Below are 18,840 nucleotides of genomic sequence, written 5' to 3'. Positions count from 1 at the left end.
CCGGGTGGCGCAGTGCGGCCGGGTCACCCCTCGGCGGTCCACAGGTAGAGGCGCTCGCCGGTCTTCTCCGCCAGCAGCACCAGCGCGACGATCGAGCGCAGCACCGGGAGCAGCTCCGTCGCCGAGGCGTCGACCTCCTCGGCCTGCGCCCACTCGGTCGCGACCTCGGTCGCCAGGTCCGGGTCCTCGCTGCGGCTGAGCTCGGCCAGGGCCTCGCACAGGAAGTCGGGGAGGAGCAGCAGCGCCTCGTGGTCGAGGTCCACCTCCTCGAGCTCGAGGTCGCCCGAGCCGAAGCGCACGGCCCGCGCGACGATCTCGCCGAGGGTCTCGAGCTCGATCGGTCCGAGGTCCACGAGGGCCAGGTGGGAGGCGTCCCCTGTCGGGGTCACGCCACCGGCCTCGAGGGCCTCGGAGCGTGCCAGGGCGGCAGCGTGCTTGGCGGCGAACAGCTCAGCCTGGACGGCCACGGCTCCTCCTCGGTCGGATGTTGCAGGTCGGGCCCTGCCCGCCCCGAGCGTAGCCGCGGACGCGGCGTGGTCCGTGGCACCACGGCGGCCGGGGCACCGGCGTCGCGGCGGTAGGCTCGGGGTGAACGACAGGGGAGCGTCGTCCGGTTCGCCGGACGCTGGACGCTGAGAGTGCGGACATCCGCAGACCCTCGAACCTGATCCGGTTGGTACCGGCGTAGGGAGTCGGGACGTCTCAGGCCTGCCACCGTCGTCGTCGACGGGTGCTGCCGGTCGACGACGCTGGTGCTGGGCCCCCCTCCTGCCACCACGAGGAGGACACACCATGGCGAGGACCCTCGCCCACCCGGCCAGCACCGGGAACCACCTGCGCCTCGGCGCGTTCGTCGCGGCGGGCGCCCTGCTCGCGGGCTGCTCGACCATCGGCACGGGCAGCGACGACGACGGCGCATCCGAGGACGGCGCCACCACCGGGGAGGGCGGCGGCACCGTCGTCCTCGTCACGCACGACTCCTTCGCGCTCAGCGAGGACGTCATCGCGGACTTCGAGTCGTCCTCGGGCCTGACCCTCGAGACCCAGGCCCCGGGGGACGGCGGTGCCCTGGTCAACCAGCTGATCCTCACCAAGGACTCGCCCCTGGGCGACGTCGTCTTCGGGATCGACACGACCTTCGCCTCGCGCGCGATCGAGGAGGGGGTCCTGGACCCGTACACCTCGCCGAACGCCGGGCCCGACGTCGAGGCCCTCGCGGTCGACGACGAGGGGTACCTGAGCGCGGTCGACGTGGGCGACGTGTGCCTCAACATCGACCACGAGTGGTTCGCCGAGGAAGGGCTCGAGGAGCCCACGAGCCTGACCGACCTCACCGACCCGGCCTACGTCGACCTCGTCGTGACGACCAACCCCGCGACCTCGTCCCCCGGGCTGGCCTTCCTCCTGGCGACCGTCGCCGAGTTCGGCGAGGACGGGTGGGAGCAGTACTGGGCGGACCTGAGCGCCAACGGTCTCAAGGTGGTCAGCGGCTGGTCGGACGCGTACTACGTCGACTTCTCCGGCCCCTCGAGCGAGGGTGACCGGCCCATCGCGCTGTCCTACGCCTCCTCCCCGCCGTACGAGGTCGGCGAGGGCGCCGAGGAGGCGCCGACCGGCGCGATGCTCGACACCTGCTTCCGGCAGGTCGAGTACGCCGGGGTGCTGGCCGGCGCTGCCAACCCCGAGGGCGCGCAGCAGGTGATCGACTGGCTGCTGAGCCCCGAGGTCCAGGCCGACATCCCCGAGAACATGTACGTGTACCCGGCGGACTCCTCGATCGAGCTGCCCGAGTCCTGGGAGCGGTTCGCCCCGCTGCCCGAGGACCCGTACACCCTCGACCCGGCCGTCATCACCGAGAACCGCGAGGCCTGGATCCAGGCCTGGACGGACACGGTCATCGGCTGACCGTGCCCACCCCCACCCCCACCCCCACCCCCACCCCGGCCCCGGCCCCGGGCCCGGCCCCGGCCCGCCGAGGTCGCACACTCGCACCGAGGTCGCACGTTCAGAAGTGCGTCCCCGGTGCAGATGTGCGACCTCGCGGGGGTGCGGGCGGGTGAGAGGCCTGGGGCGAGGCCTGGTGTGGGGGCTGGCGGCCGCTGTGCCGCTGGCCTTCCTGGGGCTGTTCTTCGCCCTGCCGGTGGGGAGCCTGGTGCTGCGGGGCTTCGTGGCCGACGGCGGCCTGGACCTGGGCGGGTTCGCGGAGGTCTTCGGGCGGCCGCGCACCTGGCGGATCATCGGGCTGACCCTCGCCCAGGCCACCGTGGGCACGGCGATCGCGGTGCTGGTCGGCATCCCCGGTGCCTACCTCCTCTACCGCTGCCAGTTCCGCGGCCGCGCCGCCCTGCGGGCCTTCGTCATCGTGCCCTTCGTGCTCCCGACGGTCGTGGTCGGGGTGGCCTTCCGGTCGGTGCTCGCCCCCTCCGGGCCGTTGGGCTTCCTCGACTGGGACGGCACCTTCGCGGCCGTCGTCGCCGCGCTGGTCTTCTTCAACTACGCGGTGGTGGTGCGGACCGTCGGCGGGTTCTGGGCGCACCTCGACCCGCGGGCCGAGCAGGCTGCCCGCTCCCTCGGCGCCCCGCCCTGGCGGGCCTTCCTCACCGTGACCCTGCCGGCGCTGACCCCGGCGATCGCCTCGGCCGCCTCGATCGTCTTCCTCTTCTGCGCGACGGCCTTCGGGGTGGTCCTGGTGCTCGGTGGCACGGGCTACGGCACGGTCGAGACCGAGATCTGGGTGCAGACCACCCAGTTCCTCGACCTGCGAGCCGCCGCCGTCCTCTCGGTGGTGCAGCTCGTCGTCGTCGCGGTCGCCCTCGGCACCGCGGGGCGGGCCCGGGCCCGGCGGGAGCGCGCGCTGCAGCTGGGTCGGCCCGAGCGGGTGGCCCACCGCCGGCTCGCCCTGCGCGGACCCGAGCGCAGCGCCGGCGACCTGCTCGCGGTCGGGGTGACCGCCGTCGTCGTCGTGGTGCTGCTCGCGTTGCCGCTGGTCACGGTGCTGGTGCGGTCCTTCCGGACGCCGACCGGCTGGGGCCTGGGCAACTACGTCAACCTGGGCACCACGGGGGGCAGCAACGCGCTGAGCGTGACCGTGTGGGAGGCGGGGCTCAACTCCCTGCGCATCGCGGTGGACGCGACGGTCATGGCCGTGGTGGTGGGCGGGCTCGTGGCCCTCGTGGTCTCGCGCCGTCCTCGGGGCCGGGGGACGCGGCGCGCGGTCCGGGCCCTGGACGCGGTGTTTATGCTGCCCCTCGGCGTCTCGGCCGTGACCGTCGGGTTCGGCTTCCTCATCGCCCTGGACCGTCCCCTCGGGCTCGACGTCGACCTGCGCACCCACCCGCTGCTCATCCCCGTCGCGCAGGCCGTGGTCGCGACCCCGCTGGTGGTGCGTACCGTGCTGCCCGTGCTCCGCGCGATCGACTCCCGGCTCCACGAGGCCGCCGCCGTGCTCGGCGCCTCCCCGGGAAGGGTGCTGCGGCTGGTGGACTGGCCGATCGCCGCGCGCTCCCTCGGGCTGGCCGTGGGCCTGGCCTTCGCGGTCAGCCTCGGGGAGTTCGGCGCGACGTCCTTCCTGGCCCGGCCGGACCGGCCGACACTGCCCGTGGTGATCTTCCGCCTGATCGGACGCCCGGGGGCCGAGAACCTCGGCATGGCCCTGGCCGCCTCGGTGCTGCTGGCGCTGGTGACCGCGAGCGTCATGGCCCTCACCGAACGGCTGCGCGCCGGCGCGGCAGGGGAGTTCTGATGACACCGCAGCACCCGTCGCCCACCGACCCGTCGTCCACCACCTCGGCCGGCCGCGGCCTGGCCGTCCGTGACCTCGTCGTGCACTACCGGGACGACGACGGCACGACGGCGACCGCTGTCGACGGACTGAGCCTCGAGGTCGAGCCCGGTGAGGTGCTGGGCCTGCTCGGGCCCTCGGGCAGCGGCAAGTCGAGCCTGCTGCGGGCCGTCGCGGGGCTCGAGCCGGCCTCCTCGGGGTCGATCACCTGGGACGGCGCGGACCTCGCCGGGGTGCCGGTGCACCGCCGCGGGTTCGGGCTGATGTTCCAGGACGGGCAGCTGTTCCCGCACCGGGACGTCGCCGCGAACGTGGCCTTCGGCCTCGAGATGGCCGGGGAGCCGCGGGCCCGGCGCCGCGAACGGGTGACCGAGCTGCTCGAGCTGGTGGGCCTCGGCGGGTTCGCGGACCGTGCGGTCTCGACCCTGTCCGGCGGGGAGCGGCAGCGGGTGGCCCTCGCCCGGTCCCTCGCGCCGCGGCCCCGGCTGCTGCTGCTCGACGAGCCGCTCTCGGCCCTGGACCGCGCGCTGCGCGAGCGTCTCGCGGCCGAGGTGCGCGAGGCGCTGACCACCACGGGCACGACGGCGGTCTTCGTGACCCACGACCACGACGAGGCCTTCGCGGTGGCCGACCGGATCGCCGTGATGGACCTCGGTCACCTGCTGCAGGTCGCCCGGCCCGTCGACCTGTGGCACCGCCCGGCCTCGCAGCGGGTCGCGGAGTTCCTCGGCTACGAGGCCTTCGTGCCGGCCGGGGTGCTCCCCGGGGTCGAGGACGACGCCCTGGTGGCCCTCGGCCCCGGCTCCCTGCGGCTCGACCCGGCGGGGGACCTGCGCGGGACGGTGCGCAGCGCGGGGTTCCGACGCGGTGTGGTCGAGGTCGTGGTCGAGGTCGAGGGGATCGGACCGGTCACGGTGGTCGAGCCGAGCGCCCCGGACCGCGCCGTCGTCGGGCCCGGGGAGCAGGTGCGGCTCACGGTCGACGTCGACGCGGTGCCGCGGCTGGGCTGACGCCGCCCCCTCCCGGCCCTCGCGGGCCGCGCCCGGGGCTCAGGTCAGGTGCTTCTGCCACTCACCCGAGACGCCGGTCGGCCGGAAGCCGAGGGCCACGTTGATGGCCAGCATGTAGCTGTTCTCCTCGGCGTTCCACGTGTGCACGCGCTCGGCGCCCGGGTGGGAGGCGGCCAGGCGCCGCAGCATGTCGGCCTTGACCAGCATGCCCAGCCGGCGACCGCGGTGCTCCCGCAGCACGAGGGTGTCCTCCTGGAACACCACGGCGGGTCGGTCGTGGGGCATCTCGACCATGGTGAAGGCCGCGAGGGTGCCGGTGGGCTCGTGCTCGGCGGCCACGACGAGGAACGCGTGCCCGGCGGCGGCGATCCGTTCCTCGGCCGCGCGCACCCGGGCGGCGTCCCACACGTCCTCCTCGAGCTCGAGGCCCGCAGACGGCGCATCGGTGGACATCCGCGTCTCGAGGACGGCGAAGTGCTCGAGCCACTCCTCGGGGAGACTGTCCCTCCAGGCGTGCAGGCGGTAGTCCGCGCCGGCCCGGTCGGCGGCCTCGGCGTGCATCCGGTCGAGCAGGTCGGGGTCGACGGGCAGGTCCAGCACGCTGTAGCGCTCGGCCTGCTCGAGGACGAAGCCGTGACGGTGGGCGAAGGCGGCCCCGGGCTCGGCGCTGTCGATCCGCCCGCTGCCGGTCGGCGCCTCGAGGGCACCGGGGGCGTCGGCGGCTGGCTCGCCGCGGTGGTCGGAGCTCGCGATGACGACGCTCCGCCCGTGGGCCCGGGCCACCTGCTCGGCCTCGGCCAGGAGGGCGGCCCCGACCCCCTGGCGTCGGTGCTCGGGGTGCACGACGAGCTCGACGTAGGCCATGCGCTCGTTGCTCGCGCGCTGCATGTGCAGGTTCGCGAGGCCGACGACGTCCTGGGCGGTGGGGGAGGCCAGGTCGCTGCGGTGCGCGACGAGCAGCACCCGCGTCGTGTACTCGGTCCGGGTGAGGCCCACGTGCAGGTACTGAGCGGTGTAGGCGACGTCGTCGTTGCCGTAGGTGTCGTGGTCGACCGCGAAGGAGACCGCGGAGGCGCCGTGCAGGGCCCAGGCCGCCGGGTCCTCGAGGGACGGTGGGACGGGGGACCGGGTGACAGACCACGTGCGCATGGGGGCCACTGTGCTCCGACCGGCGGCGTCCGCGCCACGCCATTTCGACGGCCTTCGCTCGCGCGCGCGTCGGCCCGGTGCCATGCTCGGGTCGGCCACGTCCACCGAGGAGGAACCATGAGCACCGAGGACCGCGTCCTGGTCGACATCGCGGTGCGCGCGACACCGGACGCCGTGTGGGCGGCCCTGCGCGACCCCGACCAGATCCACCGCTGGTTCGGCTGGGACGACGACGGCCTCGCCGCCGAGATCCAGCAGATCTTCGTCGACGAGCCCACCGAGGACCCTGCCGCCCGCACCCTCGTGTGGCCCGACGGCGACCGGATCGCCCTCGAGCCCATCAGCGAGCTCTCCACCCGGCTGGTCATCTCGCGCAAGGACGGGACCACCGACGGCGACATGGTCGGCGCCTACGACGCGGTCGACGAGGGGTGGATCACCTTCGCCCACCAGCTCCAGTTCGCCCTCGAGCGCCACCCCGGGGCCGAGCGCCGCACGGTCTCAGCCCTCGGGGTGGACCTCGGTTCCGAGGACCACGCCCTCCTGAAGGACCTGGGCCTGCGCCCGCTGGGCGACGCCCCCGTCGGCTCGGCCTACGCGGTCGAACGCGCCGACGGGTCCCGTTTCACCGGCGAGATCGCCTTCCAGACCGACCTGCAGATCGGCCTGACCGTCGCGGAGGAGGAGCACGCCCTGCTCGTCGTCGCGCGCACACCCCCGTCGGCGGCGCCTCCGCACGGCGTCGCGATGTTCGTGCTCAACACCTACGGCCTCGACGACGCGAGGATCGCCCAGGTCGAGCAGCGCTGGACCGCGTGGTGGGCTCCCACCACCGTCGAGGACGACCTGACGCCGTAGGCGTGAGGTGCCCGGCGATGGCGGGCACCGCCTCGACGGTCTAGCCGGCCTCGGCCTCTGGCGTGAGGGCCTCCGTGCGCAGGGCGGCGAGGCGCTCGGTCAGGTGCTCGTGCTCCGGTCCGCCGGGGACCAGGGCGAGGGCTCGGAGGAAACCGGCCGCGGCCTCCTGCGGCCTGCCCGCCTGCCAGGCGAGCTCGGCCCGGACGGCCTCGAGGCGGTGGTGGTCGGGCAGGCGGGTCTCGAGGCCCTCGAGGAGGGCGAGCGCTGCGTCCGGGCCGTCGAGCTCGGCGACCGCCACGGCCCGCGCGAGCCGCACCACCGGGGAGCCCGTGAGGTCCTCGAGCTCGGCGTAGTGACCGGCGATGACGTCCCACCGGGTGCTCGCGGCTGCGGGGGCCGTCGCGTGCTCGGCCGCGACGAGGGCCTGGAGCCGGTACGCCTCGGCCTGCCCGGTGGTGCGGGGAAGTCCACGGAGGAGCGGGAGGGCCTCCTCGATCTCGGTGCGCCGCCAGCGGGAGCGGTCCTGGTCGTGCAGCAGCACGAGGTGCCCGTCAGGGTCCAGGCGTGCGTCGCGGCGTGAGTGCTGCAGGAGCATCAGGGCGAGCAGGGCCCGGACCACGCCGTGGCCGGGGAGCAGGCTGTCGAGCACCCGTGCGAGGCGGATCGCCTCGTCCCCCAGGTCACCCCGCAGCGGCTCGTCACCGGGCTGCGGGTGGTAGCCCGCGGTGAACACCAGGTACAGCACCGTGGCGACGACGTCGAGGCGCTCGTCGAGGCGGCCGGCCGGGGGTACGTCGAACGGGATGCCCGAGGCGGTGAGGCGCTTCTTGGCCCGGGTGATCCGCGCGGCCATCGTCGTGGGCCGCACGAGCATGAGCCGTGCGATCTCGGGGACGTCGAGGCCGATGACGAAACGCAGCGTGAGGGCGACGCGGGCCTCGGCCGAGAGCGCCGGGTGGCAGCAGGTGAAGATCAGGCGCAACCGCTCGTCGAGCAGGTGCTCGTCCTCCGCCGGCCCGGTGCTGGGATCCGTCGCGGAGGCGGAGGCGGCGGCGCGGGTGCGGGCGTCGACCACCATGAGTGGTTCCTTGCGGCGGTGCACGGCCTCGGCCCGCAGCCGGTCGACGACGCGGCGGCGCGCGGCGGTGAGGAGCCACGCCCCGGGGGAGTCGGGGACGCCGTCCTGAGGCCATCGCTGGGCCGCGCTCGCGAAGGCCTCCGCGACGGCGTCCTCGACGAGGTCGGGCCGGGCGAACTGGCCCAGCAGCAGGGCGACGGTGCGCCCCCAGTGCTCCCGCCAGGCCCGCGCGAGGGGGTCGTCCTGGGCGGACGCCTCGTGCGGGCCCGACGGTGGCGTGGTCACGCGACGTCGATCGCCGGACGGATCTCGACGGTGTACTCGGGCAGCTCACGACTGGCCTCGATCACGGCGTCCAGGTGGGGCGCCTCGACCAGGTAGAAGCCGCCGAGCTGTTCGGCGGTCTCGGCGAAGGGCCCCTCGGTCACGCTGACCTGCTCGCCCCGTCGGCGCACCGTCGTCGCGGTCTCGACCCCGGCGAGGGCCTCCCCGGCGAGGATCGTGCAGCCCGTGCGGGACGTGACCTGGGCGAACGCGTCGTGCCGGCGGTAGTACTCCTCGCGCTGGGTGGGTGAGGCGTCCCGCCAGACCTGCTCGTCCTGGTGGAGCAGAACGACGAATCTCACGCCCCCTGCCCGTCGACGTCGTTGGTGGTGGCGCGGATCTCTGCGGTCTCGCCGGGCTCGAGCAGCTCGGTGACCAGGGCGGCGAGGTCGTCCACGTCGCTGCTCTCGACGAGGTAGTAGCCGCCGAAGCGCTCGACGGTCTCGGCGTAGGGGCCGTCGGTCACCGTGGGGAACCCGGCGGCGTCGCGGCGGACCAGGCGTGCGGTGCTGCTGGGGCGGAGCTCGGCCCCGCCCGTGATGCGGTGCCCGCGCTCCTCGCACCGGGTCGAGAACCGCTCGTGCTGGCTGAACACCGCCGCCTGCTCCTCAGGGCTCGCCGCGAGCCAGGCGGCCTCGTCGGCGTACAGCAGGACGACGTACTCGCTCGGCGACGGGGTGGCCGGTGCTGCCTCGTCCGCCGTGCTGTGGTCCGGGGTCGGCGTCGTGGTCATGGTGGTTCCTCCGCGGTGCGGGGCGTCGGGTGCGCCCGGTCATCAGGATGACGCGCGAGGTCGGTCGAGATCGACACCGGGCGTCGACCTAGTTCCCCCGGGGTGCTGCGCTGGGGGCGACGTCGGGGCCCTCGGGCCGACGGCGTTGCGGGTACGGGGTCCGGCCCTCGCTGAGCGCCTCCACGAAGGTCGCGATCCGGCGGGCGCGGGTCTCGGGGCGCTTGGCGTCGTTCACCTGGGTGATCAGGGTGAAGCGGTTGCTCGAGGTCAGCACCTCGAACCAGGCCTGCGCGCGCGGCTCGGCGGCGATCGCCTGCGCGAGGTCCTCGGGGACGACCGCGTCGGCGGGGCCCGGGTAGGCGGCGTCCCAGCGACCGTCGGCCTGGGCGGCCCGCACCTGGGCCCGGCCGGCCTCCTGCATCCGGCCCTCCCGCTCGAGCCGCTCGACATGGGTCACGTTCCGGGCCGACCAGCGGCTGCGGGCGCGGCGCGGCGTCATGCGCTGGGCCGAGGTCTCGGCGTCACGGGACCGGGCCTGGCCGTCGATCCAGCCGAAGCAGAGGGCCTCGTCGAGGGCCTGCGCGTAGGTCAGGGAGGTGACCGTCCCACCCTTCTTGTGCAGCACCAGCCACACCCCGGTCGACTCCGTGTGGTGCTCGCGCAGCCACGTGTGCCACGCCGCGGCGTCGGGGAGCAGCAGCTCGGGAAGCTCGATGGCCATGGGTCCATGGTGCCCCGGGGCACCGACACGACGGGAGGGGCGCGCAGGTGCCCCGGAGCGGGCTCGGGCGCCGGTCAGGCGTTCTCGCGGCGGAAGGTCGCCGTGCCCCACCACACCGCCAGGACGAACATGCCCACCGACCACGCGATCCCCCAGCCCAGGGCCGAGAAGGCGAAGTCACCGGCGAAGGACGCGCGCACGGCGTCGACCACGTGCCGGGTCGGCATGAAGTCGCTGACCCGCACCAGCCAGTCCGGCCCGATGGTCATCGGCAGCAGGATCCCCGAGAGCAGCAGCACCGGCATCATGATCATGTTGATGACCGGGGCCATGACGTCCTCGGACTTCACGGTCAGGGCCAGCGCGTTCGAGGCCGCCGCGCACGCCCCGCCCAGCAGCAGGGTGATCAGCACGCCGATCACGATGCCCACGGCCGAGGCGCGCATGCCCAGGGCCCAGCCCAGGGCCACGAGGATCAGGGCCTGGACGCAGAGCTGGAGCAGATCACGGTAGAGCCGGCCCACCAGCAGGGCCGTGCGGTTGGCCGGGGTGACGCGCTCGGCCTCGATGACCCCCTCGCGCCACTCGCCGATGAGGCTGAACCCCGCGAAGAACGCCCCGAAGATCCCGAGCTGCACGAGCATCCCGGGGACGAAGAACGTGTACGCGTTCGTCGCGCCGAACTGGTCGATCAGCGGCTCGAGCAGCGGGCCGAACAGCAGCAGGTACAGCACCGGCTGGAGCATCCCGATGATGACCCAGGCCGGGTTGCGCAGGTTCATCCGCAGCTGGCGACGGAACACGATGTGGCTCTCGCGCAGGAAGGTTGCCGCGGGGCCGCGCTCGAGCGGGACGTCGAGGCCCGTGCTGGGCGCGCTCGTCGTGGCGGTCATCGGTGGGCTCCTTCGGTGGTGGTCGGGCTGCTGGTCACGGGCGTCGCCGTGGGGGCGCCGGTGCTCGCCCCGGCCGCGGTGGGGTCGGTCTCGTCCTGCCCGGTGCCGCCGACCTGCTCCGAGGCGGCCTCGGCCTCCCGCAGCGAGCGGCCGGTGAGGGTGAGGAACACGTCGTCGAGGGTCGGCCGCAGCACCTCGATGGACTCGAGCTCGATGCTCGCCGCGTCCAGGTCGCGCAGCAGGCCCTGCACCGAGCGGCCCGCACGCGGGACGCGCGCCCGTACGTGACGGTCGACCACCTCGACGCCGCCCGGCCCGGGGACCAGGGTCGCGAGTCGCTCGGCGGCCGCGCTCAGCTGGGCGGGGTCGTGCACCTCGAGGTCGACCAGGTCCCCGGCCACCTGCGCCTTGAGGTTGTCGGCGGTGTCCGAGGCGACGATGCGGCCCTGGTCGATGATGATGATCCGGTCGGAGAGCGCGTCGGCCTCGTCCAGGTAGTGCGTGGTGAGCAGCACGGTGACCCCGAGCCGGTCCCGCAGGCCCCGGATGTGCTCCCACAGGTTCGCTCGGGCCTGGGGGTCCAGGCCCGTGGTGGGCTCGTCGAGGAAGACGAGCTTGGGCTCGTGGATCAGGCCCATGACGATGTCGAGGCGTCGCTTCTGCCCGCCGGACATGTTCTTGGGCATCCGCGCCCACAGCCCCGGCAGGTCCATCTGCTCGAAGAGGGCCTTGCCCCGCTCCTCGACCAGGCGCTGGGGCAGGCCGTAGAGCATCCCGTGGTCGACCACCTCGTCCCCCGCGCGGGCCCCGCTGAAGGCGCCGCCCGCCTGCGAGACGTACCCGATGCGACGTCGTACCTCGACCGACTGGGTCGCGACGTCGTAGCCCGCGACGGTCGCGGTGCCGGCCGTGGGCCGCAGCAGGGTGGTGAGCATGCGCAGCGTCGTCGTCTTGCCCGCGCCGTTGGGGCCGAGGAAGCCGACCACCTCGCCCTCGCTCACGTCGAGGTCGACGCCGTCCACGGCGCGGACCTCCTCGCGCTGCCGCCCCCGCTTGGTGTGGAAGGTCTGGACCAGACCGCGTGCATGGATCACGAGGATCCCCTCCCGTCGATGAGTGCCCGGGCCCACCCGACGCCGGACAGCGCGACCCTCCCGGGTCCCTCGGCGCGCGTCAACGACAATTCGGGCGCACCGGGTCGCACGAGAGAAGACCGGGTCGATCGAGGAAACTCATCGGGGTCTGATGATCGGGCGGCGGTGACACCCGTCCACGCACAGCGTCCTCACAGGTGCGGTTGCTAGCGTTCACCGCGAGGGCCCGCCGCTGCCCCCCCTGCGCGGCGGGCCCTCCTCCCTGCACGAGGCGGCCCGGCTCCCTGCACGAGGAGGCCCGGCCGTCAGCCTGCCGTCGTGGGTCGCCGCTCCATCGGCACGTGCGGGATGCCGTCCTCGTCGTAGTTCTCGCCCGCGCGGACGAACCCGTACCGGCCGTACCACTGCTCGAGATGGGCCTGGGCGCCCAGGTGGATGGTCGCCGTCGGGCCGCACAGCGTGATGCCCTCCTCGAGCAGCCGTCCGGCGACGCCGCGACCGCGGGCAGCGGGGCTGGTCGCCACGCGGCCGATCGACGGGGAGTCGCTCCCGGTGCGCAGCACGCGGATGCAGCCCAGCACGGCGCCGTCCTCGTGGGCCCACACCTGGAGGGTGTCGGGGAGCAGGTCCTGCCCGTCGAGGTCCGGGTACGGGCACTCCTGCTCGACGACGAACACGTCGACCCGCAGCTGCAGCAGGGGGTAGAGCTCGGCGGCCGTGATCTGCGTCGCGGTCCTGGTCTCGATCGTGATGCCCACGCGGGGATGGTACGGGGCGCGGGGCGCCGTCGTCGGGCCGGATCACCCCAGCCCGAGCACGTCCCAGCCCAGCCGCAGGATCAGCCCGCCGACGACGACGAGGAACACCGCCCGGACGAAGGCGCTGCCCCGGGCCACGGCCATCCGCGCCCCGACGTAGGCGCCCAGGATGTTCGCGACGCCCATCATCAGCCCGAGCACCCACAACGGGGCGCCCTGCAGGGCGAAGATGATCAGCGCGCCGAGGTTGGTCACCGTGTTGATGATCTTGGCGTTGGCCGAGGCCTCGAGGAAGGCGTACCCCAGCAGCCCCACGAGCCCGATCACCAGGAAGCTGCCCGTGCCGGGACCGACGAGCCCGTCGTACGCGCCGATCCCGAGGCCCAGCGCCGCTGCCGTCCCGGTGTGCCGCACGCCGGAGTACCGCAGCCTCGTGACCCGCCCCGCGCCGGGGCGGGCCACGGTCCACACCGCGACGACCACCAGGGCCACCAGCACGATCGGCGTGATGACCTCCCCGGGCAGGAAGCTCGCCAGCGCCGCCCCGCCCGCTCCGCCGAGCAGGGCTGCGAGCGCCATCGGCGCCGCCGTCCGTAGCCCGGGCTGGACGCGTCGGTAGAACACGGCCGCGCTCACGCTCGTACCCATGATCCCCGCGAGCTTGTTGGTCGCGAGGGCCTGCAGCGGGCTGATCCCCGGGACGAGCAGCAGCGCGGGCAGCTGCACGAGCCCCCCGCCCCCGACGACGGCGTCGATCCAGCCCGCGAGCAACGCCGCGGCGAGCAGCAGCAGGATGGTGGTGGTGTCGAGGTCCGCGACCCCGGCGACGACGTGGTTCACGCCGCGAGGCTAGCCCCGCCCCCGCCCCACCCGCGCACCCCGCCCCCACCCCAGCCCCACCCCAGCCCTCCCGTTCGCCGAGGTCGCACATCTGCACCGAGGTCGTCCATGCGCGCGTGCGTCCTCAGTGCAGAAGTGCGACCTCGGTGCTGGCCGGGCTGGCGGTGCTGGCAGGGCTGGCCGCGGAGGGGGCTGGGCTAGTGGGTGAGGGCGGGGCGGGGCGTGAGGCGGAGGCTTGGGAAGGTGCGGCGGACGCGGGCCGCGAGGACGTGCGGGCGCGCAAGGTCCTCCTTGGTGAGCCTGAGGAGGCGCCACCCTTGGTCGAGGAGCGCGTCCTCGCGCCGCTTCTCCTCGATGACGACGTCGGCCGGCTGGTCGGCGTACTTGCCGCGGCCGTCGTACTCGGCGAGCACCCGTTCGGCGGGCCAGCCGAGGTCGGCCCAGAAGGTGCCGAGGTGCGTCTGGACCGGGACCTGGGTCTGCGGGCGGGGGAGTCCGATCTCGACGAGCTCAAGGCGAGCCAGGCTCTCCCCGGCCGACTCCGCGCCGTCGTCGGCGAGATCGAGGGTCAGCCGGGCCCGGACGACGCCGCGGCGGCCGGGCATCGAGGCGAGGAGCCGGGCGCACCTCTGCCGGTCCGCGCCCCGGCGGAGGGCAGCATCCGCGACGACCACCCCGCCACGCACCGACTCGGCCATCGCGCAGTCGACCACCGTGCGCTCGAGGCTGGTGACCCGCACGCCATGGAGGACGACGACGTCGTCGGGCGAGAGGTCGCGTCGGTGGCGGACGACGTCCGGGCTCGCGCCCGACCGCGCGCGGAAGTGCTGGACGACGTGGGTGACCGTCGGTGTGCGGAGCGTCGGTAGCCCCCAGAGCAGGGCGGCTGACGTGTGGCTCAGGACGGTGTCTGCGGTCAGCTGGGTACCGAGCGCGGCGATGCGCGCGAGGGCGAGGGCCCGGCGGTGGTCAGCGACCTCGAGTGTCGTCGCGTCGACGAAGGCTCCCGGCCGGACGCGCACCCACGTGCCGTCCCGCACGAGGCCCGCCACCACGGACCGATGATGGTCCCGTGCCAGGTGCACCCGCGGCAGCGGCGACGCCACGGCACCCAGCGCCCCGGTCTCTCGTGCCCTCGTCCCCTGTGCGGCCGGACCCCACGGTCCCGCCACCTGCGCCCCACCTCGCGTCCCCACCCCCCGACCCTCCCGTGCCGCGCCCTCGCCAGGCAGGTTGTCCACATCCCCCACATCGAGGTCGCACATCTGCGCCCAGGACGCACCGGAGCAGGTGCGTCCTCGCGGGGGACGTGCGACCTCGGCGGGGTGTGGGAGGTGGGCGGGACGAGCGTGGGGGTCAGGTGCTGAGGGCGTGCAGGGATCGGCCGTGGGGGTCGCTGCGAGCGCGCGGCACCCCGTCGACCATGACGACGAAGCGGGGGTCGCTCGCGCCCGGGGTCGGGGCAGCGCTCGCGGGGAGCACGCGCTCGCCCTCGTTGCTGACCCAGTGGCCTGGCAGTGCCGTGACCATGTCGACGAAGGCTGAGCGGGCGTCGGCGTCGAGGTAGGCGAGCACGGCACTGTGGACCACGACGAGGGTTGCGTCAGCGGGAGCCTCGGCCGCGACGGACGGCAGGGTCTCGAGCAGGTCCCCCGCGACGACGCGTGGTGGCTCCCGCCGGGCGACGGCCAGCGCAGCCCGCAGCCGGGAGCGCCGGTCCTCGTGCTCGGGCCAGACGAGTGTCTCGAGCCAGGCCCTCGCGTCGGGGTCGGTGACGGCGACCGGTGCGAGGTCGATCCCGGCGCGCCACGCGACCTCGGGCATGCGGGTGGGCGCCGACACCCCGGGTCCGAGCGAGCAGGGCAGGACGACCTCCGACCGCCCGTCCTGGGGGTCGAGAGCGGTCCCGTCGTCGTACCGGTAGGAGTACCTGTCCGGGAGCAGGCACAGCCCGGCCGACGCCCCGACCTCGAGGAGGGCGAGGGGCTGCGGGAGCTCGGCCAGGAAGGGCAGGAGGACCGCGCACCGGCCGGCCTCGTTGGTCTGCGTCGAGCGGGCGAGGATCGTGGCCTGCACCTCGGGCCACCGATCGAGCAGCGTCGCGCGGAGGCTCGCGTAGGTCCCTGCGGCACCATGCCACCGTGCCGCTGCGAAGACGAGGTTCGGCTGCCGCTTGCCTGCCGGCAACGTCGCGATCAGATCCGCGACGACGTCGTCCTCGCTGAGTGCGAGCGCCCATCGCTCGAAGGTCGGGGAGCTGCCGCGCGCCTCGCGCTCGCCGAACGCCCGGTAGGTCGCCGCGACGGCGGCGGTGCCCAGGTGGATCGTCGGGTCCATGGTCCCAGGATGGGCCACCTGACGCCGTCGTCCGTCAGTCGTGTGCGTCGTCCGTGCCGAAGCCCGGCTGGGTGGCGCGGTCCTCGAGCGGCTCGAGCTCCTGGAACACGGTGATCTGCAGGCCGGCGGGCGCCTCCAGGCGGGCGTTCAGCGATCGCCACGGCGTCACGGTCGGGGGCGCCAGCTCCTCCGCGCCGACCTCGACCAGCGCCTGCGTGGTCGCCTCCGCGTCGTCGACCTCGAAGGCCACGCGCAGGTGCGGGGCGACCTGACGCCCGACCTCCACCTCGTCGATCATGCGCTTCTGGGCGGGGTTGGCGATCTCCAGGGTGGCGCGACCCGCGTCGAGGATCGCCACGCGGGCGCCGCCCTCCCCCTGGAACGCGGCCTGCTCGGGCAGCCCCAGCACGTCGCGGTAGAAGGCGAGCGCCTGCTCGTAGTCGGCCGCCTCGACCACCAGCCGCAGCTGCCGCACCGGGCTGACCGGTGCGGGGTTCGTCAGGGCGAGGTCGGCCGGCACCGGGCTCGCCGTCGGGTCAGGGGATCGCGCGTCGTCGTCGCTCATCTCGCGACGGTAGGACGTGACACCGGTGTCAGGTGCCAGCATGGGTGGTCCTGATCGAGGGAGGGGTGGTTGTGCGGATCGGCGAGCTCGCGGCGAGCACCGGCGTCAGCCCCCGGTCGCTGCGCTACTACGAGCAGCAGGGCCTCATCACGAGCGCACGGACCCCCGCGGGCCACCGGCGCTACGACCCGGCCATGGTCGACGCCGTCATCCGGGTGCAGGAGCTGTTCGCCGCCGGGCTCTGCAGCTCGAAGATCGCCAGCCTGCTGCCCTGCCTGCAGGCGCCGCAGCGCGCGCGCACCCCGGCCTTGCTGGCTGACCTCCTCGAGCAGCGCGCGCGCCTGGACGCCGCCGAGCGTGAGATCCGCCGTGCCCGGCAGGTCCTCGACGAGGTCATCGACGCCCTGGACGACTGATCTGCAGGCTGGGCGACTCGCACCTAGACGACCCCGCCCCGCCCCGCCAGCCCCGACCCGCCGGTCCCGCGCGGCCAGCCCCGCTCGGTCCTGCGCCCGATGTGCGACGTCGCGGGCTGCAGGAGGAGGGGGAGGGGGGACCTCTTCTCAGGCTCCTAGCACTGGCCGCGGCGGCCCAGGCCAGCGGTGACCAGGGGCTCGTCCGGGCCGCTACCTGCGTCGAGGACGATCTCGCCGTTGTCCACGCAGGCGAGGTACTCGGCGACGTCGAGCCGGCGCAGCTGGAAGGTCCCGTTGCCCTCGAGCAGCGCGGACCCCCCGACGTCCACCACGTACGAGTCCGGGCCCCACGAGGGCTGCCGGCCCTGGCAGCTGCCGCCGTCGCTGTTCGGGTAGCCGGCAGCCGCCCGCCTGACGTCGCGGATGATCAGGTGCTCAGCCACGTCTACCGAGCAGAGCGACAGCGTGCCCGCGTCCTTGACGGTCAGGCCTCGGTGCGCGGTGATCTCGCTCAGGTCGATCCGCGTCCCCGGCTTGCTCGGCAGGTTCAACCACCCGCCCACGCTCACCTCGCGCAGGATGGCCGCCCCGAGCACGGTGACGTTCAGCGACTGCCCGACGTCGGCCTGGTAGAAGTCGATCCCGTTCGACCGGCCCATCACCGAGCCCACCACCGTGGCCTCGGTGAGCGCCAGGTAGCCGGCGTCGTCGAGCCAGACCCGCCCGTGCACGGTGCTGGCGGTCAGCGAGGCCGTCTCTGAGCTGATGAGGTCCCCGACGACGGAAGACCGGGTGACCCGGACCGAGCCGCCCCGGTCGACGAGCAGGTCCCCATGGATCCCGACCAGGTAGATCGAGCAGGTCGCGCCGTCGGGGACGCGGACGTCGGAGTACACCTGCTGGCTCTGGATGAGACCGGTGCAGAGCAACGGTTCTCCGGTGGTGGCGGGTGCCGCTGCTGCGGCCAACGCTCCCGCCACGGCGGTTGTCACCGTGAGCGCGAAGGCGCAGAGGGCCCGCGCGAGGCGTCGTGAAGGTGCGGTCATGGTGTCCCCCTGCTCGTTACAGCTCGTGCCGCGCCGCCACGCTGGTCATCCGCGGTGGGATCCAGTGTGCGGGGGCCGTTCGCTCATCACCAGCCCGGTCGTGGGTGGGCGACGCGCGTAGCGGTCGGTCTGTCGTCGGTGTGCGGTCCTCGGCGACGGGCAGGATGGCCTGATGCTCCCCGCCCGACGACGCCGTCACGAGCTCGTCCAGGCCTCGCTCGCCGCCCGCGACGACGACGAGCTGGTGGCTGCCCTCCGTGCCGCACCCACCGGCGTCGCCGGCGTGGGCGGTGGCACCTCGGTGCTCGACGTCGACGGTGTGCCGGTGTTCGCCAAACGGATCCCGATCACCGACCGGGAGCTGGCGCATCCCCGCAGCACCGCGAACCTCTTCGGTCTGCCGACCTCCTGCCAGTACGGGATGCACCGCCTCGCCGGCCCGGGCTTCGGGGCGTGGCGCGAGCTGGCCGCCACCACCTCCGTCACCGAGGGGGTCCTCGCCGGTGAGTCCGAGTCCTTCGCCCTGCTGCACCACTGGCGGGTTCTGCCGGGCCGCCCGCCTGTCGCGCCCGAGCACCGGGACGTCGAGGCGGTCGTCGCCCAGTTCGGGGGCGACCCGGCCGTGCGGATCCGGCTCGAGGAGCTGGCGGCCGCGACCTCCAGCCTCGTGCTCTTCTCCGAGCACCTCCCCGATGCGCTGGCCGACAGGTTGACCGACCCGCTGGGCAGTGCCGAGTGGCTCGCGCGGCAGCTCCTCGAGATCGTCACCTTCCTGCGTGGCCGCGAGCTGCTGCACATGGACGGGCACTTCGGGAACCTGCGGGCAGACGGCGACAGGATCTACCTCGTCGACTTCGGGCTGGCGATCTCACCACGGTTCGACCTGTCCGAGGCCGAGCGGGACGTCGTCGCGCAGAACGCCGACCACGATCCCGACTACGCCGCGATGCGACTGGTCAACTGGCTGGTCACCACGGTGTGCGGAGTGCCGGTGCCGACCAGCGGGGGACCGGTGGCCCGCAACGCGTACGTGCGCCGGTGCGCCGAGGGCGAGATCCCGTCTGCGGTGCCGGAGCCCGTGGCAGGCCTCCTTGCCCGGCACGCGGCTGCCGCGGCCCGGATGAACGAGTTCTGCTGGCGCCTGGTCGACGGTGACATCCGTGCTCAGTACTCCGGCCGCAGGGCTGGACCGTAGCCGGACGAGGCGAGGCTGAGCCGCGTGAGAGCGGGCGCGCCG

At 74.1% G+C, this 18,840-nt stretch carries 20 protein-coding genes and 1 riboswitch; of the genes, 6 read left to right on the top strand and 14 right to left on the bottom strand.

What is annotated here, in order from left to right:
* Positions 1-23: 23 nt before the first annotated feature.
* A complete protein-coding gene (locus J4G33_RS13910; protein WP_208056591.1) occupies positions 24-467 on the bottom strand; it encodes a hypothetical protein in 444 nt (147 codons plus the stop codon).
* A 120-nt stretch (positions 468-587) separates the two neighbouring features.
* Positions 588-708: riboswitch (TPP riboswitch) on the top strand.
* A gap of 84 nt (positions 709-792) precedes the next feature.
* On the opposite strand from J4G33_RS13910, the gene J4G33_RS13905 reads away from it, so the two are divergent.
* From J4G33_RS13905 to J4G33_RS13895, 3 genes are all read left to right on the top strand, one after another.
* Entirely contained in the window at positions 793-1,905 is a 1,113-nt protein-coding gene (locus J4G33_RS13905) for a thiamine ABC transporter substrate-binding protein (RefSeq protein WP_208056590.1), read from the top strand.
* Positions 1,906-2,056: 151 nt separating this feature from the next.
* The gene (locus J4G33_RS13900; protein ID WP_307793907.1) at positions 2,057-3,742 is read left to right on the top strand and encodes an ABC transporter permease; all 1,686 of its coding nucleotides are present in this window, start codon (positions 2,057-2,059) and stop codon (positions 3,740-3,742) included.
* Positions 3,742-4,791 (top strand): ABC transporter ATP-binding protein, encoded by a 1,050-nt coding sequence (locus J4G33_RS13895; protein ID WP_208056588.1) that lies wholly within the window; start codon positions 3,742-3,744, stop codon positions 4,789-4,791. Before J4G33_RS13900 ends, J4G33_RS13895 begins: the two co-directional genes overlap by 1 nt.
* A gap of 39 nt (positions 4,792-4,830) precedes the next feature.
* Here J4G33_RS13895 and J4G33_RS13890 read toward each other — a convergent pair whose 3' ends face one another.
* A complete protein-coding gene (locus J4G33_RS13890) occupies positions 4,831-5,940 on the bottom strand; it encodes a GNAT family N-acetyltransferase (RefSeq protein WP_208056587.1) in 1,110 nt (369 codons plus the stop codon).
* Between the two features lie 117 nt (positions 5,941-6,057).
* On the opposite strand from J4G33_RS13890, the gene J4G33_RS13885 reads away from it, so the two are divergent.
* A complete protein-coding gene (locus J4G33_RS13885; RefSeq protein ID WP_208056586.1) occupies positions 6,058-6,798 on the top strand; it encodes an SRPBCC family protein in 741 nt (246 codons plus the stop codon).
* 40 nt (positions 6,799-6,838) lie between these two features.
* Here the strand turns inward: J4G33_RS13885 and J4G33_RS13880 are convergent, their stop codons facing one another.
* From J4G33_RS13880 to J4G33_RS13830, 11 genes are all read right to left on the bottom strand, one after another.
* Complete coding sequence (locus J4G33_RS13880) at positions 6,839-8,161, bottom strand: RNA polymerase sigma factor (RefSeq protein ID WP_208056585.1); 1,323 nt, start codon at positions 8,159-8,161, stop codon at positions 6,839-6,841.
* The gene (locus J4G33_RS13875; protein WP_208056584.1) at positions 8,158-8,502 is read right to left on the bottom strand and encodes a YciI family protein; all 345 of its coding nucleotides are present in this window, start codon (positions 8,500-8,502) and stop codon (positions 8,158-8,160) included. The genes J4G33_RS13880 and J4G33_RS13875 overlap by 4 nt, the downstream gene beginning before the upstream one ends.
* The gene (locus J4G33_RS13870; RefSeq protein ID WP_208056583.1) at positions 8,499-8,933 is read right to left on the bottom strand and encodes a YciI family protein; all 435 of its coding nucleotides are present in this window, start codon (positions 8,931-8,933) and stop codon (positions 8,499-8,501) included. Before J4G33_RS13870 ends, J4G33_RS13875 begins: the two co-directional genes overlap by 4 nt.
* 88 nt (positions 8,934-9,021) lie before the next feature.
* Positions 9,022-9,654 carry a YdeI/OmpD-associated family protein gene (locus tag J4G33_RS13865; RefSeq protein WP_208056582.1) on the bottom strand — a complete coding sequence of 211 codons (633 nt, stop codon included), beginning with the start codon at positions 9,652-9,654 and terminating at the stop codon, positions 9,022-9,024.
* A gap of 74 nt (positions 9,655-9,728) precedes the next feature.
* Positions 9,729-10,547 carry an ABC transporter permease gene (locus J4G33_RS13860; RefSeq protein ID WP_208056581.1) on the bottom strand — a complete coding sequence of 273 codons (819 nt, stop codon included), beginning with the start codon at positions 10,545-10,547 and terminating at the stop codon, positions 9,729-9,731.
* Positions 10,544-11,641, bottom strand: a complete 1,098-nt coding sequence (locus tag J4G33_RS13855; protein ID WP_208056580.1) for an ATP-binding cassette domain-containing protein — start codon at positions 11,639-11,641, stop codon at positions 10,544-10,546. The genes J4G33_RS13860 and J4G33_RS13855 overlap by 4 nt, the downstream gene beginning before the upstream one ends.
* Positions 11,642-11,946: 305 nt before the next feature.
* A complete protein-coding gene (locus tag J4G33_RS13850) occupies positions 11,947-12,399 on the bottom strand; it encodes a GNAT family N-acetyltransferase (RefSeq protein ID WP_208056579.1) in 453 nt (150 codons plus the stop codon).
* A gap of 42 nt (positions 12,400-12,441) precedes the next feature.
* Positions 12,442-13,239, bottom strand: coding sequence for a TSUP family transporter (locus tag J4G33_RS13845; RefSeq protein WP_208056578.1), 798 nt, complete (start codon positions 13,237-13,239; stop codon positions 12,442-12,444).
* Positions 13,240-13,436: 197 nt separating this feature from the next.
* Positions 13,437-14,294, bottom strand: coding sequence for a hypothetical protein (locus J4G33_RS13840; RefSeq protein WP_208056577.1), 858 nt, complete (start codon positions 14,292-14,294; stop codon positions 13,437-13,439).
* Positions 14,295-14,595: 301 nt separating this feature from the next.
* Complete coding sequence (locus J4G33_RS13835) at positions 14,596-15,576, bottom strand: DUF2332 domain-containing protein (RefSeq protein ID WP_208056576.1); 981 nt, start codon at positions 15,574-15,576, stop codon at positions 14,596-14,598.
* A gap of 34 nt (positions 15,577-15,610) precedes the next feature.
* On the bottom strand, positions 15,611-16,141 hold the full coding sequence (locus J4G33_RS13830) for a VOC family protein (RefSeq protein ID WP_208056575.1): 531 nt from the start codon (positions 16,139-16,141) through the stop codon (positions 15,611-15,613).
* A 65-nt stretch (positions 16,142-16,206) separates the two neighbouring features.
* On the opposite strand from J4G33_RS13830, the gene J4G33_RS13825 reads away from it, so the two are divergent.
* A complete protein-coding gene (locus tag J4G33_RS13825) occupies positions 16,207-16,557 on the top strand; it encodes a MerR family DNA-binding transcriptional regulator (protein WP_307793906.1) in 351 nt (116 codons plus the stop codon).
* Positions 16,558-16,712: 155 nt separating this feature from the next.
* Here J4G33_RS13825 and J4G33_RS13820 read toward each other — a convergent pair whose 3' ends face one another.
* The gene (locus J4G33_RS13820) at positions 16,713-17,603 is read right to left on the bottom strand and encodes a hypothetical protein (protein WP_208056574.1); all 891 of its coding nucleotides are present in this window, start codon (positions 17,601-17,603) and stop codon (positions 16,713-16,715) included.
* Between the two features lie 172 nt (positions 17,604-17,775).
* On the opposite strand from J4G33_RS13820, the gene J4G33_RS13815 reads away from it, so the two are divergent.
* Positions 17,776-18,798 (top strand): serine/threonine protein phosphatase, encoded by a 1,023-nt coding sequence (locus J4G33_RS13815; RefSeq protein ID WP_243759106.1) that lies wholly within the window; start codon positions 17,776-17,778, stop codon positions 18,796-18,798.
* Positions 18,799-18,840 lie beyond the last annotated feature (42 nt).

It is taken from the genome of Actinotalea soli (assembly GCF_017565425.1).
GTDB classification, from domain to species: Bacteria; Actinomycetota; Actinomycetes; order Actinomycetales; family Cellulomonadaceae; genus Actinotalea; species Actinotalea soli.
This window is presented reverse-complemented; position numbering and strand designations above follow the sequence as displayed.